General features: G+C 70.7%; 21 protein-coding genes. 7 read left to right on the top strand and 14 right to left on the bottom strand.

Annotated elements, in window-relative coordinates:
• Positions 1–32: 32 nt before the first annotated feature.
• The 3 genes from MTP13_RS13825 to sufB are packed head-to-tail and all read right to left on the bottom strand — an operon-like array spanning position 33 to position 2964.
• Entirely contained in the window at positions 33–359 is a 327-nt protein-coding gene (locus MTP13_RS13825; RefSeq protein WP_243568290.1) for a non-heme iron oxygenase ferredoxin subunit, read from the bottom strand.
• 1 nt (position 360) lies between these two features.
• Positions 361–1542 carry a Fe-S cluster assembly protein SufD gene (gene sufD, locus MTP13_RS13820; protein ID WP_424221781.1) on the bottom strand — a complete coding sequence of 394 codons (1182 nt, stop codon included), beginning with the start codon at positions 1540–1542 and terminating at the stop codon, positions 361–363.
• A gap of 3 nt (positions 1543–1545) precedes the next feature.
• Entirely contained in the window at positions 1546–2964 is a 1419-nt protein-coding gene (gene sufB / locus MTP13_RS13815) for a Fe-S cluster assembly protein SufB (RefSeq protein WP_189084955.1), read from the bottom strand.
• Between the two features lie 226 nt (positions 2965–3190).
• On the opposite strand from sufB, the gene MTP13_RS13810 reads away from it, so the two are divergent.
• Positions 3191–4123 (top strand): COX15/CtaA family protein, encoded by a 933-nt coding sequence (locus MTP13_RS13810; protein ID WP_243568289.1) that lies wholly within the window; start codon positions 3191–3193, stop codon positions 4121–4123.
• A 192-nt stretch (positions 4124–4315) separates the two neighbouring features.
• Here the strand turns inward: MTP13_RS13810 and MTP13_RS13805 are convergent, their stop codons facing one another.
• Positions 4316–5236: a heme o synthase gene (locus MTP13_RS13805; protein WP_243568288.1), complete on the bottom strand. Its 921-nt coding sequence runs from the start codon at positions 5234–5236 to the stop codon at positions 4316–4318.
• Positions 5237–5545: 309 nt separating this feature from the next.
• Between MTP13_RS13805 and tkt the strand changes: the two genes are divergently transcribed.
• Genes tkt through pgl form a run of 6 tightly spaced genes read left to right on the top strand, consistent with a single transcriptional unit; the run spans position 5546 to position 13654 of the window.
• Positions 5546–7636, top strand: a complete 2091-nt coding sequence (gene tkt, locus MTP13_RS13800; RefSeq protein WP_243568287.1) for a transketolase — start codon at positions 5546–5548, stop codon at positions 7634–7636.
• A gap of 25 nt (positions 7637–7661) precedes the next feature.
• Positions 7662–8771, top strand: a complete 1110-nt coding sequence (gene tal / locus MTP13_RS13795) for a transaldolase (RefSeq protein WP_243568286.1) — start codon at positions 7662–7664, stop codon at positions 8769–8771.
• Positions 8768–10372 (top strand): glucose-6-phosphate isomerase, encoded by a 1605-nt coding sequence (locus tag MTP13_RS13790; protein ID WP_243568285.1) that lies wholly within the window; start codon positions 8768–8770, stop codon positions 10370–10372. Before tal ends, MTP13_RS13790 begins: the two co-directional genes overlap by 4 nt.
• Before the next feature lie 17 nt (positions 10373–10389).
• On the top strand, positions 10390–11931 hold the full coding sequence (zwf, locus tag MTP13_RS13785; protein WP_243568284.1) for a glucose-6-phosphate dehydrogenase: 1542 nt from the start codon (positions 10390–10392) through the stop codon (positions 11929–11931).
• Entirely contained in the window at positions 11928–12887 is a 960-nt protein-coding gene (locus MTP13_RS13780; RefSeq protein WP_243568283.1) for a glucose-6-phosphate dehydrogenase assembly protein OpcA, read from the top strand. The genes zwf and MTP13_RS13780 overlap by 4 nt, the downstream gene beginning before the upstream one ends.
• Positions 12884–13654 (top strand): 6-phosphogluconolactonase, encoded by a 771-nt coding sequence (pgl, locus tag MTP13_RS13775; protein ID WP_243568282.1) that lies wholly within the window; start codon positions 12884–12886, stop codon positions 13652–13654. Before MTP13_RS13780 ends, pgl begins: the two co-directional genes overlap by 4 nt.
• 82 nt (positions 13655–13736) lie before the next feature.
• Here pgl and MTP13_RS13770 read toward each other — a convergent pair whose 3' ends face one another.
• The 10 genes from MTP13_RS13770 to uvrA all read right to left on the bottom strand — a co-directional run bounded on the left by MTP13_RS13770 (position 13737) and on the right by uvrA (position 25114).
• Positions 13737–14102 carry an RNA polymerase-binding protein RbpA gene (locus MTP13_RS13770; RefSeq protein WP_243568281.1) on the bottom strand — a complete coding sequence of 122 codons (366 nt, stop codon included), beginning with the start codon at positions 14100–14102 and terminating at the stop codon, positions 13737–13739.
• Positions 14102–14353 carry a preprotein translocase subunit SecG gene (gene secG / locus MTP13_RS13765; protein WP_189084947.1) on the bottom strand — a complete coding sequence of 84 codons (252 nt, stop codon included), beginning with the start codon at positions 14351–14353 and terminating at the stop codon, positions 14102–14104. The genes MTP13_RS13770 and secG overlap by 1 nt, the downstream gene beginning before the upstream one ends.
• A 99-nt stretch (positions 14354–14452) precedes the next feature.
• Positions 14453–15241, bottom strand: coding sequence for a triose-phosphate isomerase (tpiA, locus tag MTP13_RS13760; RefSeq protein WP_243568280.1), 789 nt, complete (start codon positions 15239–15241; stop codon positions 14453–14455).
• Entirely contained in the window at positions 15232–16446 is a 1215-nt protein-coding gene (locus MTP13_RS13755; RefSeq protein ID WP_243568279.1) for a phosphoglycerate kinase, read from the bottom strand. The genes tpiA and MTP13_RS13755 overlap by 10 nt, the downstream gene beginning before the upstream one ends.
• Positions 16447–16480: 34 nt before the next feature.
• Positions 16481–17485 (bottom strand): type I glyceraldehyde-3-phosphate dehydrogenase, encoded by a 1005-nt coding sequence (gap, locus tag MTP13_RS13750; RefSeq protein WP_189084944.1) that lies wholly within the window; start codon positions 17483–17485, stop codon positions 16481–16483.
• A gap of 99 nt (positions 17486–17584) precedes the next feature.
• Complete coding sequence (locus MTP13_RS13745; RefSeq protein WP_189084943.1) at positions 17585–18211, bottom strand: superoxide dismutase; 627 nt, start codon at positions 18209–18211, stop codon at positions 17585–17587.
• A 103-nt stretch (positions 18212–18314) separates the two neighbouring features.
• Entirely contained in the window at positions 18315–19295 is a 981-nt protein-coding gene (whiA, locus tag MTP13_RS13740; RefSeq protein WP_243568278.1) for a DNA-binding protein WhiA, read from the bottom strand.
• A gap of 42 nt (positions 19296–19337) precedes the next feature.
• Positions 19338–20213: an RNase adapter RapZ gene (rapZ, locus tag MTP13_RS13735; protein WP_243568277.1), complete on the bottom strand. Its 876-nt coding sequence runs from the start codon at positions 20211–20213 to the stop codon at positions 19338–19340.
• Between the two features lie 35 nt (positions 20214–20248).
• Complete coding sequence (gene uvrC / locus MTP13_RS13730; RefSeq protein ID WP_243568276.1) at positions 20249–22204, bottom strand: excinuclease ABC subunit UvrC; 1956 nt, start codon at positions 22202–22204, stop codon at positions 20249–20251.
• A gap of 3 nt (positions 22205–22207) precedes the next feature.
• Positions 22208–25114, bottom strand: coding sequence for an excinuclease ABC subunit UvrA (gene uvrA, locus MTP13_RS13725; RefSeq protein WP_243568275.1), 2907 nt, complete (start codon positions 25112–25114; stop codon positions 22208–22210).
• Positions 25115–25201 lie beyond the last annotated feature (87 nt).

Genomic DNA, 25201 nt, shown 5'->3' with positions numbered 1-25201 from the left:
GGCCGACTGGATGCTTGGGCTGAGCGGGTCGCTCAGACGGTCACGGTGACCGCGGGGTCGATCAGGACGTCGCCGCCCGAGATCTCGACCTGGTAGACGGGGACCGGCTCGTAGGCCGGGAGGGTGAGCGGCTTGCCGGTGCGCAGCGAGAACTTCGAGCCGTGGGCCCAGCACTCGAGCGTGTCGTCCTCCACGAAGCCCTCGGCCAGCGAGATGTCGCCGTGGGTGCAGGTGTCGCCGATGGCGAACACGTCACCGGCGGCGTCCTTCACCACGGCGATCGGCACGCCATCGAGGACGAAGCGCGACGCCTGGTTCTCGACGAGCTCGTCGATCCCGCAGACTCGGACGGCGGCCATCTCAGGCGCCCTGCAGTTCGGCTTCGAGGGCGGCGGTGAGGCGCTCTTCGAGCTCCGCCACGCCGATCTGCTGCACGATCTCGGTTAGGAAGCCGCGCACGACGAGGCGGCGCGCCTCCTCCTCCGTGATGCCGCGGGCCATGAGGTAGAACAGCTGCTCGTCGTCGAAGCGACCGGTGGCCGAGGCGTGCCCGGCCCCCGCGATGTCGCCCGTCTCGATCTCGAGGTTCGGGATCGAGTCGGCGCGGGTGCCGTCGCTCAGCACGAGGTTGCGGTTCTGCTCGTAGCTGTCGGTGCCGACCGCCGCGTTGCCGATCAGGACGTCGCCGATCCACACGCTGCGCGCGCCCTCGCCCTGCAGCGCGCCCTTGTAGGTGACACGGCTGCGGGTGTTCGGGGCGTCGTGGTGCACGTACACCTGCTGCTCGAGGTGCTGGCCCGCGTCGGAGAAGTACAGACCGAGGGCCTCGACGTCGCCGCCCTGTTCGGCGAGGTGCGTCGACGGGTTCACCCGCACGACCTTGCCGCCGAGCGAGACGACGATGTGCTTGAGCTTGGCGTCGCGGCCGATGCGCGCGAAGTGGCTCGCGAGGTGCACGGCGTCGTCGTCCCACTCCTGCACCGAGACGACCGTGAGGTTCGCGCCCTCGCCGACGATCACCTCGACGTTCTCGGAGAGCCGGGCGGAACCGGTGCCGCCAAGCACTACGAGGCCGCGGCTGTTGGGCGCCGCCTCGATCACGGTGTGCGCGGCGCGCGGCGTGGCGCCGAGACCCGTGCGGGTGACCGTGGCGATCTTGTCGTCCTCGCCGGTCACGCGGACGAGGAGGGCCTCGCCGAAGTTGGTCCAGGCGTTGGCCGAGGCGCGCTCCTCGGGGGTGCCGGCGGTGCCGATGCGGGCATCGTCGCGGGCGATCCACTCGACCGCGACGCCCTCGGCGCCCGAGGTCTCGAGGCCGAGGCGCGCGCCGTCGAGCTCACCCGAGGTGAGGTCGGCGAAGGCGGCGACCGGGGACAGCTTCCATTCGTGCTCGCGGCCCGTGACGGGGGCGAAGTCGGCCACCTCCACCGAGCGGAAGCGCTCGGAGCGGGTCTGCACCGGGACGACGGGGCCGTCCGAGTGCGCGACGAGGCCGTGCTGGCCGGCGGTGGGCATGGCGGTGCTCTGCGTTGCGACGGTCATTGCTTAGCCGACCGATCCTTCCATGCCCATCTCGATGAGCTTGTTGAGTTCCATCGCGTACTCCATCGGCAGCTCGCGCGCGATCGGCTCGATGAAGCCGCGCACGATCATGGCCATCGCCTCGTCCTCGGGGATGCCTCGCGCCATCAGGTAGAAGAGCTGCTCCTCGCTGACCTTCGACACCGTGGCCTCGTGGCCGAGCTGGACGTCGTCGACGCGGATGTCGATCGCCGGGTAGGTGTCGCTGCGCGAGATGGTGTCGACGAGCAGCGCGTCGCAGCGCACGGTGTTGGCCGCGTGGTGCGCGTTCGCGTCGACGCGGACCTCGCCGCGGTAGCCGGCGCGGCCGCCGCCGCGGGCGATCGACTTGGAGACGATCGACGACTGCGTGTACGGCGCCATGTGGATCATCTTGGCGCCCGCGTCCTGGTGCTGGCCGGGGCCGGCGAAGGCGACGGAGAGCGTCTCGCCCTTCGCGTGCTCGCCCATCAGGAAGATCGACGGGTACTTCATCGTCACCTTGGAGCCGATGTTGCCGTCGATCCACTCCATGGTGGCGCCCTCGTGGGCGACGGCGCGCTTCGTGACGAGGTTGTAGACGTTGTTCGACCAGTTCTGGATCGTCGTGTACCGAACGCGGGCGTTCTTCTTCACGATGATCTCGACCACGGCCGAGTGCAGCGAGTCGCTCTTGTAGATCGGCGCGGTGCAGCCCTCGATGTAGTGCACGTAGCTGTCCTCGTCGGCGATGATCAGCGTGCGCTCGAACTGGCCCATGTTCTCCGTGTTGATACGGAAGTAGGCCTGCAGCGGGATCTCGACGTGCACGCCCTTCGGCACGTAGACGAACGAGCCGCCCGACCAGACCGCCGTGTTCAGCGCGGCGAACTTGTTGTCGCCGGCCGGGATGACGGTGCCGAAGTACTCCTCGAAGATCTCGGGGTGCTCCTTGAGCGCGGTGTCGGTGTCGAGGAAGATGACGCCCTGCTCCTCCAGGTCCTCGCGGATCTGGTGGTAGACGACCTCGGACTCGTACTGCGCGGCGACGCCGGCGACGAGGCGCTGGCGCTCGGCCTCGGGGATGCCGAGCCGCTCGTAGGTGTTGCGGATGTCCTCGGGCAGGTCTTCCCAGCTCTGGGCCTGCTTCTCGGTGGACCGCACGAAGTACTTGATGTTCTCGAAGTCGATCTCCGAGAGGTCGGCGCCCCAGCTGGGCATCGGCTTGCGGTCGAAGAGCTGGAGGGCGCGGAGGCGACGCTGGAGCATCCACTCCGGTTCTTCCTTCAGACGCGAGATGTCGGCGACCACCTCCTGCGAGAGTCCGCGGCGGGCCGAAGCTCCGGCGGCATCCGAGTCGGCCCAGCCGAACTCGTACACGCCGAGTCCTTCGAGCTCTGGGCGGTCGATCAGTACGTCCGTCATGCTCTCCTCTTCTCCTTCCCTGCGACCGGCTATCAGGCCGGCTCACCGTGCGCCGTGAATCGAGGTGTTCGCGACGACTGGTGATGTGCGGGCGGCTCCATTGCGAACCTAAGATGGCAGAGAGGCCGAGCGCGCGATTCACCGCGCGGGGCCCGCCATCTGATCAAGTCTATAGGGTCGCCCCGACACTGGCTCCGTTCCACGCGACCCGGATGAGGAACTCCGCGTGAACCGCCCGAGCACCGGCCTGCACATCCCCACGAGTCTGCGGATCTTCGCCTGGTTGTCTTTCATCTTCAACGTCGTGATCATCGCCACCGGGGGCGCGGTCCGGCTCACGGGCTCCGGGCTCGGCTGCAGCGACTGGCCGGTCTGCGTGCCCGGCTCGCTCGTACCGACGCCCGAGCTCGGCATCCACGGCGTCATCGAGTTCGCGAATCGCACGATCAGTGGCCCCCTGCTCATCGCGGCGCTCGCCGTGGTGCTGCTGAGCTGGCGCCGCCGATCCGCCCGTCGCGACCTGTTCGTGCTCTCGCTGGTGATCCTCGCGCTCGTCGTGGTGCAGGCGCTGGTCGGGGCCTTCGTCGTGTGGCAGGAGCTTGCGGCTGCGCTCGTCGGCTTTCACTACACGGTCTCGGTGGTCATCGTGTGCCTCACAGCGGCTTTCCTCGCCCGCATGGGCGAGCCCGCGGGCGCTCGCGAACGCGCGGTCCCCAAGGGCTTCGCGATCCTCACGCACGTCACGAGCCTCGTGCTCGCCATCACGGTGATCGTCGGGGTGTTCACCACCGGTTCCGGCCCGCATTCCGGCGACGAGGACGTGGTGCGCACGGGCGTCGACGCGAGCCTGCTCGCTCATGTCCATGCCTGGCCCGGCTACGCACTCGCTGCGCTCACGGTGGTCCTCACGATCTGGGCCGGGCTGAAGCGCCTGCGGCCGCTGCCCTGGCTGCTGGCGCTGCTCGCGATCGTGCTCGTGCAGGTCGCAGTCGGCCTGTACCAGGCACGCAACGGGCTGCCGCCCCTCGCAGTCGGCGTGCACATGGTGCTCGCTTCGCTCTCTGCCGCCGCCTTCACGGTCGTCGTGCTCCGGCTGAAGCGCCCCGTCGCCCAGGGCGCCGCGGAAGCGAGCCGCGCCGAGGCGGTCAGCGCCGCCTGAGCCGCGGCCGCCGCCGGGAAGGGCAGCCGGGGCACCACGCCGCCGGCGTCGCCCGCCCGCGGCCTGCGCGGGCGGAGGAATCTCGCGTCGCGGGAGGATCGGTTGGGCGAGCGAGTCCTCCCCTGCTGCTGATCTCCTCCGCGCCGCACATGGTGGCACTGCGAGAGCGCGCGAGCAGACCGCGACAGCCGCTTAGAAGGGCAGCAGCGGGTCGATGCCGACGGCGAGGAAGACGAGCGACAGGTAGACGATCGAGCCGTGGAACACGCGCATCGGCGAGACCTGCTCGTGCCGGATCGCGAGGTTGTAGAGGCGGTGCGTCTCGTAGATGAACCAGGCGCCGGTCACGACCGCGACGGTCGAGTAGACGAGCCCCATGCCGGCGATCGGGATCAGCAGCAGCGAGCACGCGACCGTGGCCCAGGCGTACAGGATGACCTGGAGGCCGACCTGCGCGCGACCGCGCACCACCGCGAGCATCGGCACGCCCGCCGCGGCGTAGTCCGCCTTGTACTTCATCGACAGCGGCCAGTAGTGCGGCGGGGTCCACAGGAAGATGATGAGGAACAGGATGACGGGCGGCCAGCTCAGGTCCTCGGTGACCGCGGCCCAGCCGATCAGTACGGGCATGCAGCCCGCGATGCCGCCCCAGACGATGTTCTGCGCGGTGCGGCGCTTCAGGATGAGGCTGTAGAAGACGACGTACAGCAGGATGGCGGCGAGCGACAGCAGGGCGGCCAGCCAGTTCGTGAAGACCCACAGCCAGACGATGGATGCCGCGCCGAGCCCGTAGGCGAAGACGAGCGCCTCGCGGTCGCTCAGCTCGCCCGTGACGAGCGGACGACCCTGCGTGCGCTTCATGACCCGGTCGATGTCGCGGTCGATGTAGCAGTTGAAGGCCCCGGCGCTGCCGGCGCTCATGGCGCCGCCGATGAGCGTCGCGATGAGCAGCCAGAGATCGGGCAGGCCCTCCTGCGCGAGGATCATGGTCGGCGCGGTGACGACGAGCAGCAGCTCGATCACGCGCGGCTTCGTGAGGGCCACGTAGGCGCCGAGCTTGCGGCGGAAGGTCGACGGGGCCCGGGTCTCGGTGGTCTCGCCTGTTGCCTGCATCGCTCCTCTTCCGGTGACGCCGCGCTGGTGATCGCGCGCGGGCACGCCGCCTTCGATTCTAGGCCATCCCCGCGCGGCACTCCGGCGCGTCCCTCCGCACCGGCCCGCGACGTCACGAACGGCCACGGCCGAGTCCCCCACTCCATATACTGAGGGAGAGCGCGCCCGATGGCGAGGTTCCGAGCTGCCGACGAGTCGTCGGCCGGGGCCGACGGTCTGGGCTCCACCGCGCCGCAGCGATTCCCTGGCGGGCCAGGGGGCCGGTCGGCTCCCCGCGACCCCGCCACGACCGGAAGGAACAGCAACCTCGTGGCAACTCTGCAATGGGACTCCCTCGACGATCGCGCGGTCGACACGGCTCGCGTGCTCGCAGCCGACGCCGTGGAGAAGGTCGGCAACGGACACCCGGGCACGGCGATGAGCCTCGCCCCGGCGGCCTACCTCCTCTTCCAGAAGGTGATGCGCCGCGACCCCTCCGACCTGGACTGGCTCGGACGCGACCGCTTCATCCTCTCCGCGGGGCACTCCTCGCTCACGCAGTACGTGCAGCTCTACCTCGAGGGCTCCGGCCTCGAGCTCGACGACCTGAAGGCGCTCCGCACCTGGGGCTCCAAGACCCCGGGCCACCCGGAGTACGGCCACACCGCCGGCGTCGAGATCACGACCGGGCCCCTCGGCCAGGGCCTCGCGTCCGCCGTCGGCTTCGCCTACGCGGCGCGCTACGAGCGCGGGCTCTTCGACCCCGAGGCGCCGGCGGGCGAGAGCCCGTTCGACCACTTCGTCTACGTCGTCGCGGGCGATGGCGACCTGCAGGAGGGCGTGACGAGCGAGGCCTCCTCGCTCGCCGGTCACCAGCAGCTCGGCAACCTCGTCGTGATCTACGACTCGAACCAGATCTCGATCGAGGACGACACGAACATCGCCTTCACCGAGGACGTCGCGAAGCGCTACGAGTCCTACGGCTGGCACGTGCAGACGGTCGACTGGAAGAAGACCGGCGAGTACGTCGAGGACGTCGCCGAGCTCTACGCCGCCATCGAGGCGGCGAAGGGCGAGCAGGCGAAGCCCTCGATCATCATCCTGAAGACGATCATCGGCTGGCCCTCCCCCGGCAAGCAGAACTCCGGCAAGATCCACGGCTCGGCGCTCGGCGCCGCCGAGCTCGCCGCGACCAAGGAGGTGCTCGGCTTCGACCCGGAGCAGAGCTTCGTCGTCGCCGAGGACGTCATCGAGCGCACCCGCGGCGCCCGTGAGCGCGGCGCCGCCCTGCACCGCGAGTGGCAGGCCTCCTACGACGCGTGGGCGGCGGCCAACCCGGAGCGCAAGGCGCTGCTCGACCGGCTCGAGGCCGGCGAGCTGCCGGAGGGCCTCGAGCAGGTCCTGCCGGCGTTCGAGGCGGGCACCGAGGTGTCCACCCGTGCCGCGTCCGGCAAGGTCATCAACGCGCTGGCCGCCGAGCTCCCCGAGCTCTGGGGCGGGTCCGCGGACCTCGCGGAGTCGAACCTCACCACCATCAACGGCGGCGGCTCGTTCGTGCCGAGCGAGCACTCCACGCACGAGTGGGCGGGCAACCCCTACGGCCGCGTGCTGCACTTCGGCATCCGCGAGCACGCGATGGGCGCCATCCTGAACGGCATCGTGCTGCACGGACCGACGCGCGCCTTCGGCGGCACCTTCCTGATCTTCAGCGACTACATGCGGCCCGCCGTGCGTCTCGCGGCCCTCATGCAGGTGCCGTCGATCTTCGTCTGGACGCACGACTCCGTCGCCCTCGGCGAGGACGGCCCGACGCACCAGCCCATCGAGCAGCTCGCGAGCCTCCGGGCCATCCCGGGCCTCGACGTCGTGCGCCCCGCCGACGCCAACGAGGTCTCGTACGCCTGGCTCGAGATCCTGAAGCGCCGCGGCGGCCCCGCCGGCATCGCCCTGACCCGGCAGAACATCCCGGTGTTCGAGCGCGGCGACGGCGATGCCTCCGGCGACGTCTTCGCGAGCGCGGCGAACGTCTCGAAGGGCGCCTACGTGCTCGCCGAGGCCGCGTCGGGCACGCCGGACGTCATCCTCATCGCCACGGGATCCGAGGTGCAGCTGGCCGTCGCGGCCCGCGAGCAGCTCGCCGCCGAGGGGATCGGGGCGCGCGTCGTGTCCGCCCCGAGCCTCGAGTGGTTCGAGGAGCAGGACGCCGCGTACCGCGAGCAGGTGCTTCCCACCGCGGTGACCGCGCGCGTCTCGGTCGAGGCCGGGCTCTCGCTCAGCTGGCAGCGCTACCTCGGCGACCGCGGTCGCGCCGTGTCGATCGAGCACTTCGGCGCCTCCGCCGACTACAAGACCCTGTTCCGCGAGTTCGGCATCACGACGGACGCCGTCGTCGCCGCCGCCAAGGAATCGCTCGCCGTCTGAGCGGGCACGAAGGAGCAACGAACCCATGAGCACCACCCCCACCGCCGCCCTCTCCCAGGCCGGCGTCAGCATCTGGCTCGACGACCTCTCGCGCGAGCGCATCGAGACGGGCGACCTCGCCCGTCTGATCGAGGAGCGCGACGTCGTCGGCGTCACCACGAACCCGACGATCTTCGCCGGGGCGCTCTCGAAGGGCGAGCGGTACGCCGAACAGGTCGCCTCACTCGCCGCCTCGGGCGCCGACGTCGACCGCGCCGTCTTCGAGATCACGACCGACGACGTCCGGGCCGCGGCCGACGTGTTCCGCCCGGTCTACGACCGCTCCGGCGGCTTCGACGGCCGCGTCTCGATCGAGGTCGCCCCCGGGCTCGCCCACGACACGGCGGGCACCGTCGCCGAGGCGAAGACCCTCTGGGAGCGCGTCGACCGCCCGAACGCCATGATCAAGATCCCCGCGACCGTCGAGGGCCTCGACGCCATCCGCGAGACCATCGGCGCGGGCATCAGCGTCAACGTGACGCTGATCTTCAGCCTCGACCGCTACCGCGCGGTGATGGAGGCCTACCTCGCCGGCCTCGAGCAGGCGAAGGCCGCCGGTCACGACCTCAGCACGATCCACTCGGTCGCCTCCTTCTTCGTGTCGCGCGTCGACACCGAGATCGACCAGCGGCTCGTCGCCATCGGCACGGACGAGGCGCTGGCGCTCAAGAGCAAGGCCGGGGTCGCCAACGCGCGCCTCGCGTACGAGCTCTACGAGGAGACCTTCGCGAGCGAGCGCGCCGCGGCGCTCCTCGCCGCCGGCGCGAACCGCCAGCGCCCGCTCTGGGCCTCGACCGGCGTCAAGGACCCGGCCCTGCCCGACACCCTGTACGTCACCGAGCTGGTCGCGCCGGGCGTCGTCAACACGATGCCGGAGAAGACCCTCGAGGCCACCTTCGACCACGGCGTCGTCACCGGCGACACGGTCACCGGCGCCTACGCCGAGGCTGGCGCCGTCCTCGACGCGCTCGCGAAGGTCGGCGTCGACTACGACGACGTCACGGCGCTGCTCGAGCGCGAGGGCGTCGAGAAGTTCGTCGTGTCCTGGTCGGAGCTGCTCGAATCCGTGGGCCGGGCGCTGGAGTCGGCGCGATGAGCTTCCGGATCTCCGTCAGCGGCGCGGCGGCGGAGGCCGTGCGCCGCGTGGTCCCCCAGCTCGTCGCCGATCGGGTGGCGAGCGGCATCACGGCGCAGGACCCCGAGCTCTGGGGTGCTGCGGCCGAGGAGGAGTCCGCGAAGCGGCTCGGCTGGACCGAAGCCGTCGCGATCTCCCGGCCGCTCGTCCCCGAGATCCTCGCGCTCCGCGACGAGCTCCGCACCGCCGGCGTCGATCACATCGTGCTCGCCGGCATGGGCGGCTCCTCGCTCGCCCCCGAGGTCATCACCCGCACCGCGGGCGTGCAGCTCACGGTGCTCGACTCGACCGAGCCCGGGCAGGTCCGCTCGGCGCTCGCCGACCGCCTCGCCTCGAGCGCGCTCGTCGTCTCGTCGAAGTCGGGATCGACCGTCGAAACCGACAGCCAGCGCCGGGTGTACGAGCAGGCGTTCCGCGACGCGGGCATCGACCCCGTCGGCCGCATCGTGATCGTCACCGACCCGGGCTCGCCCCTCGACGAGTCGGCCCGCGCCGCCGGCTACCGCGTCTTCAACGCCGACCCCAATGTCGGCGGCCGCTACTCCGCGCTCACCGCGTTCGGGCTCGTCCCCTCCGGCCTCGCCGGCGTGGACATCGCCGAGATCCTCGACGAGGCCGAGGCGATGGAGCTGCCCCTGGCGGTCGACACCGAGGAGAACCCCGGCCTCGTGCTCGGCGCCGCGATCGCGGCCACGCAGCCGCTTCGCGACAAGCTCGCGATCGTCGCCGACGGCACCCACATCGTCGGCTTCGCCGACTGGGCCGAGCAGTTGATCGCCGAGTCCACGGGCAAGGAGGGCACGGGCCTGCTGCCCGTCGTGCTCGAGCCCGGCGCGCCGGAGCTCTCGGCCGGCCTCGCCGACCTCCAGCTCGTGCGCCTCGTCGACGACGCGGGCAGCCACCTCTTCCGCGACGACGAGCACGACGAGATCCGCGTGAGCGGCACCCTCGGCGCTCAGCTCCTCGTCTGGGAGTACGCGACCGCGGTCGCCGGGCGCCTGCTCGGCATCAACCCCTTCGACCAGCCCGACGTCGAGTCGGCGAAGATCGCCGCGCGCGGCCTCCTCGACGCCCGACCGGAGCCCGCCCCCGCGGCGTTCGTCGCCGAGGGCATCGAGGTGCGCGGCACGCCCGAGGTGATCGGCGCGGCGAGCGATCTCGCCTCCGCGATCGAGGTGCTGCTCGAGGAGCTGCCCGCCGACGGCTACCTCTCGGTGCAGGCGTACGTCGACCGGGTCGCGCACCCGGAGCTCGCGCAGCTGCGCGAGCTGCTCGCGGCGCGCGCCGGCCGCCCCGTCACCTTCGGCTGGGGTCCGCGCTTCCTGCACTCGACCGGGCAGTTCCACAAGGGCGGCCCCGCGGTGGGCGCGTTCCTGCAGCTCACGCAGCGACCCGCCGAGGATCTCGCGATCCCCGAGCGGCCGTTCACCTTCGGCGAGCTGATCGCGGCCCAGGCCTCCGGCGACGCGAGCGTGCTCGCCGAGCACGGCCGGCCCGTGCTGACGCTCACGCTCACCGACCCCGCGGCGAACCTCGCGTCCCTCGTCGCCGCGATCGACTGACGGCAGGAGCCACCGCAGTGCAACCGGCACTCATCGAGGCGGGCCACAACCCGCTGCGTTCTCCGAAGGACTACCGGCTGAATCGCATCGCCGGCCCTTCGAGCCTCATCATCTTCGGCGTGACGGGCGACCTGTCCCGCAAGAAGCTGATGCCCGCGGTGTACGACCTCGCGAACCGGGGGCTCCTGCCCCCCGGCTTCGCGCTGGTCGGCTTCGCCCGGCGCGACTGGGAGAACGAGGACTTCGCCCAGGTCGTGCACGACTCGGTGAAGCAGTACGCGCGAACCGAGTTCCGCGAGGACGTCTGGCAGCAGCTGGCCCGAGGCATCCGCTTCGTCACCGGCACCTTCGACGACGACGACGCCTTCGACCGGCTCCGCGAGACGGTCGAGTCGCTCGACCGCGAGCGCGGCACGATGGGCAACCACGCCTTCTACCTGTCGATCCCGCCGAAGTCCTTCCCGCTCGTGACCGAGCAGCTGAAGCGCTCGGGCCTCACGGAGCAGCGCGAGGGCCAGTGGCGGCGCGTCGTCATCGAGAAGCCGTTCGGCAGCGACCTGCAGACGGCCCGCGAGCTGAACGACGTCGTCGCGTCGGTCTTCCCGCCCGACTCGGTGTTCCGCATCGACCACTACCTGGGCAAGGAGACGGTGCAGAACATCCTGGCGCTGCGCTTCGCGAACCAGCTGTACGAGCCGATCTGGAACGCGAACTACGTCGACCACGTGCAGATCACGATGGCCGAGGACATCGGCGTCGGCGGCCGGGCCGGCTACTACGACGGCATCGGCGCGGCCCGCGACGTCATCCAGAACCACCTGCTGCAGCTCCTGGCCCTGACGGCGATGGAGGAACCGATCTCCTTCGAGGCGGCCGACCTCCGCGCCGAGAAGGAGAAGATCCTCGCCGCGGTGCGACTGCCCGAAGATCTGGCGACGGGCACCGCCCGCGGCCAGTACGCGGGCGGATGGCAGGGCGGCGAGCAGGTCGTCGGCTTCCTCGACGAGGAGGGGATGAACCCCGAGTCGACGACCGAGACCTACGCGGCCATGAAGCTGACGATCGGCACGCGCCGCTGGGCCGGGGTGCCGTTCTACCTGCGCGCCGGCAAACGGCTCGGCCGCCGGGTCACCGAGATCGCCGTGGTCTTCAAACGCGCGCCGCAGCAGGTGTTCGCGGACAGCCAGACCTCGGAGCTCGGCCAGAACGCGCTCGTGATCCGGGTGCAGCCCGACGAGGGCGTGACGATCCGATTCGGCTCGAAGGTGCCGGGCGCCGGCATGCAGGTGCGCGACGTGACGATGGACTTCGGCTACGGTCACGCCTTCACCGAGGCGAGCCCCGAGGCGTACGAGCGGCTCATCCTCGACGTGCTGCTCGGCGACCCGCCCCTCTTCCCCCGACAGGAGGAGGTCGAGCTGTCCTGGAAGATCCTCGACCCGATCGAGCACTTCTGGGCCGGCCAGGGCCGTCCCGAGCAGTACCGACCCGGTTCCTGGGGCCCGAGCTCGGCCGACGAGCTGCTCGCCCGCGACGGACGCAGCTGGAGGCGCCCATGATCGTCGATCTGCCCGACACCACGACCAGCCAGGTCTCCAAGGCGCTCGTGAAGATCCGCGAGGAGGGCGGCGTCGTCGCGCTCGGCCGGGTGCTCACCCTCATCATCGCGACCCAGGCCGGGCGCGAGGAGGAAGCGATCGAGGCGGCGAACGACGCCTCCCGCGAGCACCCGATGCGCGTCATCGTCGTCGCCTCGGAGCCCGGCGCCGATGGCGCGGGCGTCGCCCCGCGACTGGATGCCGAGATCCGCGTCGGCGGCGACGCCGGCGCGAGCGAGGTCATCGTGCTGCACGCCTTCGGCGAGGTCGCGAGCGACGAGGAGAGCCTCGTGATGGCGCTGCTCCTCCCCGATGCGCCCGTCGTCACCTGGTGGCCCGGCAAGGCCCCGGAAGTCCCGGCGCTCGCCCCGCTCGGTCGCATCGCGCACCGACGGATCACGGATGCCTCGGCCCAGCCCGATCCGCAGGCGGCCCTCTCCGCGCTGGAGCGCAGCTACCGCCCGGGCGACGCGGACTTCGCCTGGACCAGGCTCACCCTGTGGCGCGCGCAGCTCGCGGCGGTGCTCGACCAGCCGCCCTACGAGTCCGTGACGCGCGTGCACGTCTCCGGCGCGGTGGACTCCCCCTCGACGACGCTGCTCGCCGCGTGGCTGAAGCTCCAGCTGCAGGCCGAGACGAGCTGCAGTCTCGCGGGTACCGAGAGCGGTCTGCACGGCATCCACGGCGTCGAGCTCGAGCGGGCCAGCGGCGGGATCGAGCTCATCCGCGACGTCCCCGGGGTCGCGACCCTGCGCCAGCCCGGACAGCCGGTGCACGACCTCGCCCTCCCCCGGCGGAGTCTGCGCGACTGCCTCGCCGACGAGCTGCGCCGGCTCGACCCGGACGAACTCTACGGCGAAGTGATCACCGTCGGCCTGCCGCTGCTCGCCGACGGAACGGAAGGTGGACGAGGATGACCAACGACCGACGGGTGCTCGTGCACCCGGACAAGCCCGCGCTCGCGGCCGCCGTCGCGGCGCGGTTCATGACGAAGCTGCTCGACATCCTCGACGAGCAGGCGGTCGCGCACATCGTGCTCACGGGCGGCTCCATGGGCGGCGCCGTGCTCGAGTCCGTCGCGGCGTCACCGGCGCGGACGAGCATCGACTGGGCGCGCGTGCACTTCTGGTGGGGCGACGAGCGCTGGGTCCCCGAGCGGGACGCCGAGCGCAACGACACGCAGTCGTTCGAGGCCCTCCTCGACGCGCTCGAACTGCCCGAGGGCAACACGCACCCCTTCCCCGCCTCGGACTCCGGGCTGGAGCTCGACGTCGCGGCCGAGGTCTACGCCGCCGAGCTCGCCGCCCACGGCGTGGACGGGCAGCCGTACCCGATCTTCGACATCACGTTCCTCGGCGTCGGCCCGGACGGGCACATCGCCTCGCTCTTCCCGCACCGCTCCGGCATCCAGGTGACCGACCGCACCGTGATCGCGGTGCGGAACTCGCCCAAGCCCCCGCCCGAGCGGCTCAGCCTCACCCGGCCGGTGCTGAACTCCTCGCAGCGCGTCTGGTTCGTCCTCGCGGGGGCCGACAAAGCCTCCGCGCTCGGCCTGGCCCTCGCCGGCGCGAGCCGCGACGAGGTGCCCGTTGCGGGTATCAAGGGCCGACGCCGCACCGTGTTCTTCGTCGACCGCGACGCGGCCGCCGAGGTGCCGGAGCAGCTCATCGCCCCCGAGTACTGAACGGCGCCACGGCGACGCAGAACGGCGGGCGGATCCGAATGGATCCGCCCGCCGTCTCGTCGTGTGCCGGAGTCGGTCGGAATTACTCCGGCGCGCTCGTACCGCGCCGCGCGCGGAGCTGCTGGAGCGCCTCCTCGAGAAGGGCCGCCGCCTCTTCTTCGGTGCGCCGCTCCTTCACGTAGGCGAGGTGCGTCTTGTAGGGCTCGGTCTTGGACAGCGACGGCGGGTTCGCCTTGTCGCGGCCGGCCGGGAGCCCCGTCGACGGGCTGTCGATGACCTCGGGGATCTCCTCGTCGGGGAGGTTCGCCGCGAAGTAGCGGATCGTCTCGTTGCCCTGCGCGTCCCAGTAGCTGATGGCGACGCGGTCGGCGTGGAAGCCGCGGTCCTGCTCGCCCATGGGGCCGGCGCCGACGCGCGAGCCGCGGATTGCACTGTTGCCCGAGACCATCAGATCCCCGCTTCGAACTTGGTGATGAGGCCGAGCACCACGATGCAGGTCACCCAGACGAGGCCGAGGATAATCGTGATCCGGTTGAGGTTGCGCTCCGCGACGCCGGAGGCGCCGAGGTTGGAGGTCACGCCGCCGCCGAACATGTCGGAGAGGCCGCCGCCGCGACCCTTGTGCAGCAGGATGAGCAGGGTCAGCAGCAGGCTCGTGAGGCCGAGCAGGACCTGCAGGACGACCTGGAGAATCTCCACAGTGAAACCTTTCCGGGCACGACGGACTGGTCGGTGCCGACAATCGAGTATAGCCGGGCGGCGGCCCGGGAGCGCGTCGGCGCCCCGGGCCCGGCCCGATCAGGCGCCGACGTGCTTCTTGAAGCGGACGATCGCCGAGAACTCGTCGATGTCGAGGCTCGCGCCGCCGACGAGGGCCCCATCGACGTTCGGCTCGCGCAGGAACGCGGCGATGTTCGCCGCCTTCACGGAGCCGCCGTAGAGGATGCGGGTTGCCTGCGCGACGTCGTCGCCGGCGACCTCGGCCAGCACCGAGCGGAGCGCCGCGGCCACCTGCTCGGCCTGCGCCGGCGTCGCCGCCTGTCCGGAACCGATGGCCCAGACCGGCTCGTACGCCACGACGAGGCCCTTCGAGGCGTCCACGCCCTCGAGCGCACGACGGAGCTGCGCGACCGGCACGGCGCTCGCGCCGTGGGCCTCCAGGTCTTCCGCCGTCTCGCCGACGCAGAGCACCGGCACGAGGCCGTGGCGGTGCGCGGCGACCACCTTGGCGTTCACGTCCTCGTCGGTCTCGGCGTGCAGCGTGCGACGCTCCGAGTGCCCGATGATGACGTAGCCGCAGTCGAGCTGCTTGAGGAACGCGCCCGACACCTCGCCGGTATAGGCGCCGGAGTCGTGCTTCGACAGGTCCTGCGCGCCGTAGCCGATCGGCAGGGAGTCGGCCGTGACGAGCGTCTGCACCGAGCGGAGGTCGGTGAACGGCGGGAAGACCGCCACCTCGGCATCCGCGTAGTCGTGCTTCGCGTCGGCGAGGCTCCAGGCGAGCTTCTGGACGAACGCGATCGCCTGCAGGTGATCGAGGTTCATCTTCCAGTTGCCCGCGATGAACGGGGTGCGCTTCACTGCCATCCGAGGACCTCCAGTCCGGGGAGTTGCTTGCCTTCCAGGAACTCGAGGCTCGCGCCCCCGCCCGTGGAGATGTGACCGAACTGGGCGTCGTCGAAGCCCAGCTGCCTGACCGCGGCGGCCGAGTCGCCGCCGCCGACGACGCTCAGGCCGTCGACCTCGGTGAGCGCCTCGGCCACGGCACGGGTGCCGGCGGCGAAGGGCGCCAGTTCGAACACGCCCATCGGACCGTTCCAGAAGACCGTCTTCGAGTCGCGGATGCGGGCTGCGAAATCGGCCGCCGTCTCGGGGCCGATGTCGAGGCCGAGCCCCGCGGCGCCGAACGGCGTCTGCTCGATGGCGTCCGCCGGGGTCACCACGTGCTCGGCGTCGGCCGAGAAGGAGGCCGCCACCACGACGTCGCTCGGCAGCACGAGCTCGACGCCGCGCTCGGCCGCCTCGGCGAGGTAGTCGCGGACCGTGTCGAGCTGGTCGGCCTCGAGCAGGCTCGAGGCGACCTTGTGCCCCTGGGCGGCGAGGAACGTGAACAGCATTCCTCCGCCGACGAGCAGCGTGTCGACCCGCGGCAGCAGGTGCGCGATCACGCCGAGCTTGTCGGACACCTTGGAGCCGCCGAGCACGACCGTGTACGGGCGCTCGGGCGTCTCGGTGAGCCGGTCGAGCACCTCGAGCTCCGCGGCGATCAGGAGACCGGCGGCGCTCGGCCGCAGCTGCTCGAGCTCGTAGACGCTCGCCTGCTTGCGGTGCACGACGCCGAAGCCGTCGGAGACGACGACGTCGGCGAAGACCGCGAGCTGCTCCGCGAAGGCGCGGCGCTCCGCGTCGTCCTTCGCCGTCTCCCCCGGGTTGAAGCGGAGGTTCTCGAGCACGAGCACCTCGCCGTCGCCGAGGGCGGCGACCTTGGCCTTGGCGTCCTCGCCGACCGTGTCGGCGGCGAAGCCGACCGGGGCGTCGAGGAGCTCGCCCAGGCGGGCCGCGACGGGCCCGAGACTGTACTTCGCCTCGGGCTCGCCCTTCGGCCGGCCCAGGTGGGAGATCACGACGACGCGGGCGCCCTGCGCGAGCAGGGCGTTCAGCGTCGGCAGCGAGGCCCGCACGCGGCCGTCGTCCGTGATCGTCTCGCCGTCCAGGGGGACGTTGAGATCGCATCGGACGACGACGCGCTTGCCGGCGAGCTCACCGAGGGAATCGATGGTTCGCAGAGTCACTGTGCTCCGTTTCGGTCGCCGGCGGTCGGCCGGATCAGAGACGCTCGCCGACGTACTCGGCGAGGTCGACGAGGCGGTTGGAGTACCCCCACTCGTTGTCGTACCAGCTGGAGAGCTTCACCTGGTCGCCGATGACGCGCACGAGGCCGGCATCGAAGATCGACGAGTGCGGGTCGGAGACGATGTCGCTCGAGACGATCTCGTCCTCGGTGTACTTCAGGATGCCCTTCATGGGCCCCTCGGCGGCGGCCTTGTACGCGGCCTTCACCTCGTCGACCGTGACCGGGCGCGAGGCGGTGACCGTGAGGTCGGTGATCGAGCCGGTGGGCACCGGGACGCGGAGCGCGAAGCCGTCGAGCTTGCCGACGAGCTCGGGCAGCACGAGGCCGATGGCCTTCGCGGCGCCGGTCGAGGTCGGCACGATGTTGATCGCGGCGGCGCGGGCGCGGCGCAGGTCCTTGTGCGGGCCGTCCTGCAGGTTCTGGTCGGCGGTGTAGGCGTGGACCGTCGTCATCAGCCCGCGCTCGATGCCGAAGGCGTCGTTGAAGACCTTGGCGAGCGGCGCGAGGCAGTTGGTCGTGCACGACGCGTTCGAGATGATGTGCTGCGTCTCGGGGTCGTAGTCCTGCTCGTTGACGCCGATCACGAAGGTGGCGTCCTCGTCGGTCGCGGGCGCCGAGATGAGCACCTTCTTGGCACCGGCCTCGAGGTGCTTGCGCGCGTCGGCGGCCTTGGTGAAGAAGCCGGTCGACTCGATGACGATGTCGACGCCGAGCTCGCCCCAGGGCAGGTTCGCGGGGTCGCGCTCCGCGAACGCCTTGATCTTGGTGCCGTTGACGATGAGGTTCTCGTCGTCGTACTCGACGGTGGCGTCGAGGCGCCCGGTGATCGAGTCGTACTTCAGCAGGTGGGCGAGGGTCTTGTTGTCTGTGAGGTCGTTGACCGCGACGATCTCGAGGTCTGCGCCCTGGGCGAGCGCTGCGCGGAAGAAGTTGCGGCCGATGCGGCCGAATCCATTGATGCCGATCTTGACGGACACGGGAAGGTCTCCTGATTGGACTGGGCGCGAACGCGCCGTTTGGGAAGGATGAGGCACGGACGGCGGTGTCCCCGGACCAGGTCCGGGGACACCCATCCGCTACGACAGTAGCAGCAGGCCCGCGGTCTTCTCGGTGGCCGCCTGCCAGCGCTTCTGCACGTTCGCCCAGTCCACGATGGTCCAGAACGCCTTGACGTAGTCGGCGCGCACGTTCTGGTAGTCGAGGTAGTAGGCGTGCTCCCAGACGTCGAGCATGAGCAGCGGCACGATGCCGGCCGGGAAGTTCGCCTGCTGGTCGAAGAACTGCACGATGATCAGGCGCTGCCCGATCGAGTCCCACGCGAGGACGGCCCAGCCGGAGCCCTGGACGCCGAGTGCCGTGGCGGTGAAGTGCTTCTGGAATCCGTCGAAGGAGCCGAAGTGGTCGTCGATCGCGGCGGCGAGCTCGCCGCTCGGCTTGTCGCCGCCCTCGGGCGAGAGGTTCGTCCAGAAGATCGAGTGGTTGACGTGACCGCCGAGGTTGAACGCGAGGTCCTTCTCGAGCTTGTTCACGTTGGCGAGGTTGTCCGTCTCGCGCGCCTCGGCGAGCTGCGCGAGCGCCGTGTTCGCGCCCGTCACGTACGCCTGGTGGTGCTTCGAGTGGTGCAGCTCCATGATGCGACCGCTGATCGCCGGCTCGAGCGCCGCGTAGTCGTACGGAAGATCGGGGAGGGTGTAGTCAGCCATTGCTTCTCCTTGTCAGATGCCGGGTCGTCCGGGCCTCTGCCTGGTCCAACCGCGGCCTTTCCGAGTCTATGCCCGAAGGCCCGGCCGGGGCCGGGCCTTGACGTCACACCTCGTCGAGGTCGGCGGGCAGGCTCGCCTCGGTGCCGGGCACGCCGAGGTCGGCCGCGCGCTTGTCGGCCATCGCCAGGAGGCGCCGGATGCGGCCGGCGACCGCGTCCTTCGTCATCGGCGGATCGGCGTGGTGGCCGAGCTCGTCGAGGCTCGCGTCGCGGTGCGCCAGGCGCAGCTCGCCCGCGTACTTCAGGTGGTCGGGGATGTCCTCGCCGAGCAGCTCCATCGCGCGTTCGACGCGTGCGCACGCAGCGACCGCGGCCTGCGCGGAGCGGCGGAGGTTCGCGTCGTCGAAGTTCACGAGCCGGTTGGCGGTGGCGCGCACCTCGCGCCGCTGGCGGAGCTCCTCCCAGTTGCGCACGGTGCCGCTCGCACCCATCACCTGGAGCATGGCGCTGATCGCCTCGCCGTCGCGGACCACGACCCGGTGCACGCCGCGCACCTCGCGGGCCTTCGCGGCGATGCCGAGGCGTCCGGCCGCGCCCACGAGCGCCATCGCGGTCTCGTTGCCCGGGCAGGTGATCTCGAGGGCCGCGGAGCGGCCGGGATCGGTGAGGCTCCCGCTCGCGAGGAACGCCCCGCGCCAGACCGCCGCGACCTCGTCGCGCGAGCCCGTGGTGAGCCGGTTCGGCAGGCCGCGCACCGGCCGGCGCCGGGCGTCGAGGAGCCCCGTCTGCCTGGCGAGCGTTTCACCGCCCTCGAGCACGCGGACGAGGTACTGGTTGCCGCGACGCACGCCCCCGGCCGCCGAGACCGAGACGTCGGGGCGCACGCCGTAGAGCTCGGCGAGGTCGCGGGTGACCCGGCGCACGAGCGTCGGCGAGTCGAGCTCCGCCTCGATCGCGATGCGACCCGAGATGATGTGCAGCCCGCCCGCGAAGCGCAGGATCGTGGCGAGCTCAGCGGCCCTGACGCTTGTCTTCGCGACGTCGACGCGAGCCAGCTCTTCCTTCACATCAGCCGTCAATGCCACGTGGTTCCCAATCTTCCGTTGTTGCCGCCGCTCCCCCGAGGATCATTCTCGCCCGAGGTCGCGGTCTTTGATACTGACGGCGACCCCTGGCAATTGCCCGAGCCGCCCGGCGATCTCCCGCACGATCGCGACCGAGCGGTGCTTGCCGCCGGTGCAGCCGATCGCGACCGTCGCGTGTCGCTTGTTCTCGCGCTGATACCCCGCCATGACGGGCGCGAGCGCCGCCGCATAGGCGTCGATGAACTCCATCGCCCCCGGCTGGCCGAGCACATACCCCGACACCCGCTCGTCCTCCCCCGTGAGCGCCCGCAGCTCGGGCTCCCAGAACGGGTTCGGCAGGAAGCGGGCGTCGGCCACGTGGTCGGCGTCGGTCGGGATGCCGTACTTGAAGCCGAAGCTCAGCACCGTGACCCGGAGCCCCGCCCGGTCGGCCTCCGCGAAGGTGTCGGTGACGAGCGTCGCGAGCTGGTGGATGTTCAGGTCGGAAGTGTCGACGACGAAGTCGCTCGACTCCCGGATCGCCGCGACCCTCGCCCGCTCCGCGCCGATGCCGTCGAGCAGCGTGCCGTCGCCCTGCAGCGGGTGCGGGCGGCGGACGGCCTCGAAGCGTCGGACGAGCGCGGCGTCGGTGGCGTCGAGGAACATCACCCGCACGTTCACGCCCGTCCGGAGCGCCTGGATGATCTCCTGCAGCTCCGAGAAGAAGTCGCGGCCGCGGATGTCCACGACCGCGGCGATGCGGGGAAGCGAGTTGCCGGCCCGCTCGACGAGCTCGACCAGCGGCCGGAGCATCTGCGGCGGGAGGTTGTCGACGACGTACCAGCCGAGGTCTTCGAGGGCGTTCGCGGCGGTGGATCGACCGGCTCCGCTCATCCCGGTGACGATGAGCATCTCCTGGTGCTCCGTCTCGTCTGCCATCAGCCGGCCGCCCCCTTCGTTTCTGAAGCTCCAGCCTACCGGGGCGCGGGGGCGCGCACGGTCTGCAGATGGCTGTGCACCGTCTCGGCGAGGACCGGTCCGATGCCCTTCACCTCGGCGATCTCGCTCGGCGCCGCGCCCTTCAGGCGCGCCACCGAGCCGAAGTGCCGCAGCAGCTCCTTCACCCGGGCGGGCCCGAGCCCCGGGATCTCGGCGAGCACCGTGCCGATGTCGCGCTTGCGGCGCTGGCGCTGGTGCGTGATCGCGAAACGGTGCGCCTCGTCGCGGATGCGCTGGAACAGGAAGAGCGCGTCGCTGTTGCGGGGCAGGATCACCGGGAAGTCGGACTCGGGGGTCCAGATCTCTTCCAGGCGCTTCGCGATGCCGCAGAGGTAGATGCCCTCCACGCCCGACTCGCGCAGCGCCCGCTCGGCGGCGGCCACCTGCGGCTGCCCGCCGTCGACGACGAGCAGATTCGGCGGGTAGGCGAACTTCTTGCGCCGCGCCGGCTCGACCACGGCGTCGGCGTCCGTCGGGTCGGCCGCGACCTCGACATCGGTGCCGGCAGCGACGGACGAATCGTCTGCGGCATCCGCCGTCGGCTCCCCCGTGTCGCGCAGGTAGGCGAGGCGGCGGGTGAGCACCTGGTGGATCGAGTCGGTGTCGTCGGTCGAGCTCGGGATCGTGAAGCGCCGGTACTGGTCCTTGCGCGGCAGGCCGTCTTCGAACACGACCATCGAGGCGACGATGTTCGTGCCGCTCAGGTGCGAGACGTCGTAGCACTCGATGCGGAGCGGGGCATCCGCCATGCCCAGCGCCTCCTGGATGTCCTCCAGCGCCCGCGAGCGCGTCGTGAAGTCGGCGCTGCGACGCGTCTTGTAGAGCATGAGGTTCTGCTTGGCGTTCTGCTCGGCCGTCGCGAGCAGCGCGGCCTTGTCGCCGCGCTGCGCGGCACGCAGGCGCACCTTGCGGCCGGCGTGTTCGGCGAGCCACGCCTCGACCGCCTCGGCGTCGTCGGGCAGCACCGGCACCACGACCTCGCCCGGCGGGCGGAGGTCGTCGGCGTAGGCGTTCTGGAGCACGACGTCGACGAGCTCGCCGAGCGGCACGTCGAGCTCCTTGTCGACGGTCCACGAGCGCACACCGCGCACGCGTCCGCCGCGCACCGCGAACATCTGCACGGCCGCCTGCAGCTCGTCGTGATCGATGCCGAAGACGTCGAGGTCGACCTTCTCGCCGAGCACCATCGCGCTCTTCTCGAAGAACTCCCGAGCCGCCTGCAGCTGATCGCGGCGACGCGCGGCCGTCTCGTAGTCCTGCGCGGCCGCGGCCTCGCGCATCTCCCGCTCGAGGTCGCCGAGGATCGCCGTGTCCTGGTTCTGCATGAACGCGACGAAGCGGTCGACGTTCTGCCGGTGCTCCTCGATCGTGACCTTGCCCGAGCAGGGCCCGAAGCAGCGGCCGATCTGCCCGGCGAAGCAGGGCTTGCCGCTCGCCATGGCTCGGCGGTAGTCGCTGTCCTTGCAGGTGCGGATCGGGAACAGCTTCGTGAGGATCTCGAGCGTCTCGCTCACGGCCCAGACCTTGGGGTACGGGCCGAAGTACCTGGCACCGGGGATGCCGCGCTTGCGCGAGACCATGGCCCGCGGCGCCTCGTCGCCGAGCGTCACCACGAGGTACGGGTAGGACTTGTCGTCCTTGAAGCGCACGTTGAACGGCGGCTTCCACTCGTTGATCCAGGTGATCTCGAGCTGCAGCGCCTCGACGTCGCTGCGGACCACGGTCCACTCGACCGAGGCCGCCGTCGTCACCATGCGCCGGGTGCGCTCGTGCAGGGTGTGCAGCGGCGCGAAGTAGTTCGACAGCCGGGCTCGGAGGTTCTTGGCCTTGCCGACGTAGAGCACGCGCCGCTCCGCATCGCGGAAGCGGTACACGCCCGGCGAGGTCGGGATCTCCCCGGCCTTCGGCCGGTACGGGACGGTGCCGGCCATCGCCTAGCCGGCCACCCGCCGAGCGGTGGGCTGCTCGACCGCGGCCTGGGCGTCGAAGATCTCGCGCAGGAAGTAGCCGGTGTGGCTCTCTTCGACGTCGGCGACCTGCTCGGGCGTACCCGTCGCGACGATCTGCCCGCCGCCGGAGCCGCCCTCGGGGCCGAGGTCAATGATCCAGTCGGCCGACTTGATCACGTCGAGGGAATGCTCGATCACGATGACCGAGTTGCCCTTGTCGACCAGCTTGCCGAGCACCTTCAGCAGCTTGCGCACGTCTTCGAAGTGCAGGCCGGTGGTCGGCTCGTCGAGGACGTACACGCTGCGGCCGTTGGAGCGGCGCTGGAGCTCGGTGGCGAGCTTCACGCGCTGCGCTTCACCGCCGGAGAGCGTCGTCGCGCTCTGACCGAGTTGCACGTAGCCGAGTCCGACGTCGACGAGGGTCTTGAGATAGCGGTGGATCGCCGAGATCGGCTCGAAGAACTCGGCCGCCTCGCTGATCGGCATCTCGAGCACCTCGGCGATGTTCTTGCCCTTGTAGTGCACCTGCAGCGTCTCGCGGTTGTAGCGCTTGCCGCCGCAGACTTCGCACGCGACGTAGACGTCGGGCAGGAAGTTCATCTCGATCTTGATGGTGCCGTCGCCCGAGCACGCCTCGCAGCGGCCGCCCTTGACGTTGAAGCTGAACCGGCCGGGCAGGTAGCCGCGCGCCTTGGCCTCGGCCGTCTCGGAGAACAGCGTGCGGATGCGGTCGAACACCCCCGTGTACGTCGCGGGGTTGGACCGGGGCGTGCGCCCGATCGGCGCCTGGTCGACGTGGACCACCTTGTCGAGGTGTTCGAGCCCGCTCACCCGGCGGTGCTTGCCCGGCACTTTGCGCGCCCCGTTCAGCCGGTTCGCGAGCACCCGGTAGAGGATGTCGTTGACGAGCGAGGACTTGCCGGAGCCGCTGACGCCGGTGACCGCGGTGAGCGTGCCGAGCGGGAAGCGCACGTCGACGTTGCGCAGGTTGTTCGCCGCCGCGCCCTCGACCGTGATCATGCGCTCGGGGTCGACCGGTCGACGGGACTCGGGGATCGCGATCTCCTTGCGGCCCGAGAGGTAGTCGCCGGTCAGCGAGTCGGTGTTCGCGAGCAGCTCGGCGTAGCTGCCCGAGTGCACGACCGTGCCGCCGTTCACCCCGGCGCCGGGGCCGATGTCGACGATCCAGTCGGCGGTGCGGATGGTGTCCTCGTCGTGCTCGACGACGATGAGCGTGTTGCCGAGGTCGCGGAGCGCGATGAGCGTGTCGATGAGGCGTCGATTGTCGCGCTGGTGCAGGCCGATGCTCGGCTCGTCGAGGACGTAGAGCACGCCCGTCAGGCCGGAGCCGATCTGCGTCGCGAGGCGGATGCGCTGCGCCTCGCCGCCGGAGAGCGTGCCCGCGGCGCGGGCCAGGTCGAGATAGCTGAGCCCGACCCGGATGAGGAAGTCGAGGCGGAGCTTGATCTCACGCAGCACCTGCGCGGCGATCGCCTGCTCGCGGTCGGTGAGCTCGAGCTTGTCCATGAAGGCGCGGGCGTCGGTGAGGCTGAGCCGGCAGACCTCGGCGATGCTGCGCTCGTGGATGTGCACGGCGAGCACCTCGGGCTTCAGCCGGTTGCCGTCACAGACGGGGCACGGCACCTCGCGGAGGTACTCGGCCCAGCGGGCGCGCTGCTGGTCGGTCTCGGCCTGCACGTACTGCCGCTCGATGTAGGGCACGACGCCCTCGAAGCCCGAGGTGTAGCTCATCTCTCGGCCGTAGCGGTTGCGCCAGCGCACCTTGACCTCGAAGTTGTCGCCGCGCAGCACCGCCGCGCGCGCCTCGGGCGCCAACTCTTCCCACGGGGTGTCGAGCGAGAAGTCGAGGTCGCGGGCGAGGCCGGACAACAGTTTCTCGTAGTAGTTGTAGAGGCTCTTGCCCTGCGAGGTCCACGGCAGGATGACGCCCTCGGCGATCGACAGCGCCGGGTCGCCGAGCAGCAGCTCTTCGTCGACCGACATGCGGGTGCCGAGGCCGGAGCACTCGGGGCAGGCGCCGAACGGCGCGTTGAACGAGAAGGTGCGCGGCTCGATCTCGGTCAGCTGGATCGGGTGCTGGTTGGGGCAGGAGAGCTTCTCGGAGAAGGTCTGCCAGGCCTCGGGCCCGTCTTCGTCGACGTAGTTGATCTGCACGAGCCCGTCGGTCAACCGCAGCGCGGTCTCGAGCGAGTCGGTGAGCCGGCCCAGGATGTCGGGCGAGGAGACGAGCCGGTCGACGACGACCGAGATGTCGTGCTTGACCTGCTTCTTGAGCTTCGGCGGCTCGTCGAGGCGGATGACCTCGCCATCGACGACCGCGCGCGAGAAGCCCTGCGCGGCCAGCTCGCGGAACAGGTCGACGAACTCGCCCTTCTTCTTCGAGACGACCGGGCTCAGCACCTGGAAGCGCGTGCCGTCGGCGAGCTCCATCAGCTGGTCGGCGATCTGCTGCACGGTCTGGCGCTGGATGCGCTCACCGCAGACGGGACAGTGCGGCACGCCGATGCGCGCCCAGAGCAGTCGCATGTAGTCGTAGATCTCGGTGATCGTGCCGACGGTGGACCGCGGGTTGCGGTTGGTCGACTTCTGATCGATGGAGACGGCCGGGCTCAGCCCCTCGATGAAGTCGACGTCGGGCCGGTCGACCTGCCCCAGGAACTGGCGGGCGTACGCGGACAGCGACTCGACGTAGCGGCGCTGCCCCTCGGCGAAGATCGTGTCGAACGCGAGCGACGACTTGCCCGAGCCGGAGAGCCCGGTGAAGACGACCATGGCGTCGCGCGGAATCTCGACATCGACGTCGTGGAGATTGTGCACGCGGGCACCACGAACGCTCAGTCGGGAGTGGGCATCGAGACGTGAAACTGGCACCCTACGAGTCTAGGGACGACCACCGACACTCCTCCCCCGACGGCTGCGCTGTGGGCGAACACACGTTCGAATCACGACGGGTGGACC

Origin of the sequence: Agromyces soli, from assembly GCF_022811605.1 — a bacterium.
GTDB lineage: Bacteria > Actinomycetota > Actinomycetes > Actinomycetales > Microbacteriaceae > Agromyces > Agromyces soli.
This window is presented reverse-complemented; position numbering and strand designations above follow the sequence as displayed.

Coding starts and splice junctions, on each gene's coding strand:
- uvrC (WP_243568276.1), bottom strand. CDS start 22,204: ATGGCCGGCACCGTCCCGTACCGGCCGAAGGCCGGGGAGATCCCGACC.
- MTP13_RS13745 (WP_189084943.1), bottom strand. CDS start 18,211: ATGGCTGACTACACCCTCCCCGATCTTCCGTACGACTACGCGGCGCTC.
- sufD (WP_424221781.1), bottom strand. CDS start 1,542: ATGACCGTCGCAACGCAGAGCACCGCCATGCCCACCGCCGGCCAGCAC.
- MTP13_RS13770 (WP_243568281.1), bottom strand. CDS start 14,102: ATGGTCTCGGGCAACAGTGCAATCCGCGGCTCGCGCGTCGGCGCCGGC.
- MTP13_RS13805 (WP_243568288.1), bottom strand. CDS start 5,236: ATGCAGGCAACAGGCGAGACCACCGAGACCCGGGCCCCGTCGACCTTC.
- sufB (WP_189084955.1), bottom strand. CDS start 2,964: ATGACGGACGTACTGATCGACCGCCCAGAGCTCGAAGGACTCGGCGTG.
- MTP13_RS13825 (WP_243568290.1), bottom strand. CDS start 359: ATGGCCGCCGTCCGAGTCTGCGGGATCGACGAGCTCGTCGAGAACCAG.
- pgl (WP_243568282.1), top strand. CDS start 12,884: ATGACCAACGACCGACGGGTGCTCGTGCACCCGGACAAGCCCGCGCTC.
- tal (WP_243568286.1), top strand. CDS start 7,662: ATGAGCACCACCCCCACCGCCGCCCTCTCCCAGGCCGGCGTCAGCATC.
- MTP13_RS13790 (WP_243568285.1), top strand. CDS start 8,768: ATGAGCTTCCGGATCTCCGTCAGCGGCGCGGCGGCGGAGGCCGTGCGC.
- MTP13_RS13780 (WP_243568283.1), top strand. CDS start 11,928: ATGATCGTCGATCTGCCCGACACCACGACCAGCCAGGTCTCCAAGGCG.
- tpiA (WP_243568280.1), bottom strand. CDS start 15,241: ATGGCAGTGAAGCGCACCCCGTTCATCGCGGGCAACTGGAAGATGAAC.
- rapZ (WP_243568277.1), bottom strand. CDS start 20,213: ATGGCAGACGAGACGGAGCACCAGGAGATGCTCATCGTCACCGGGATG.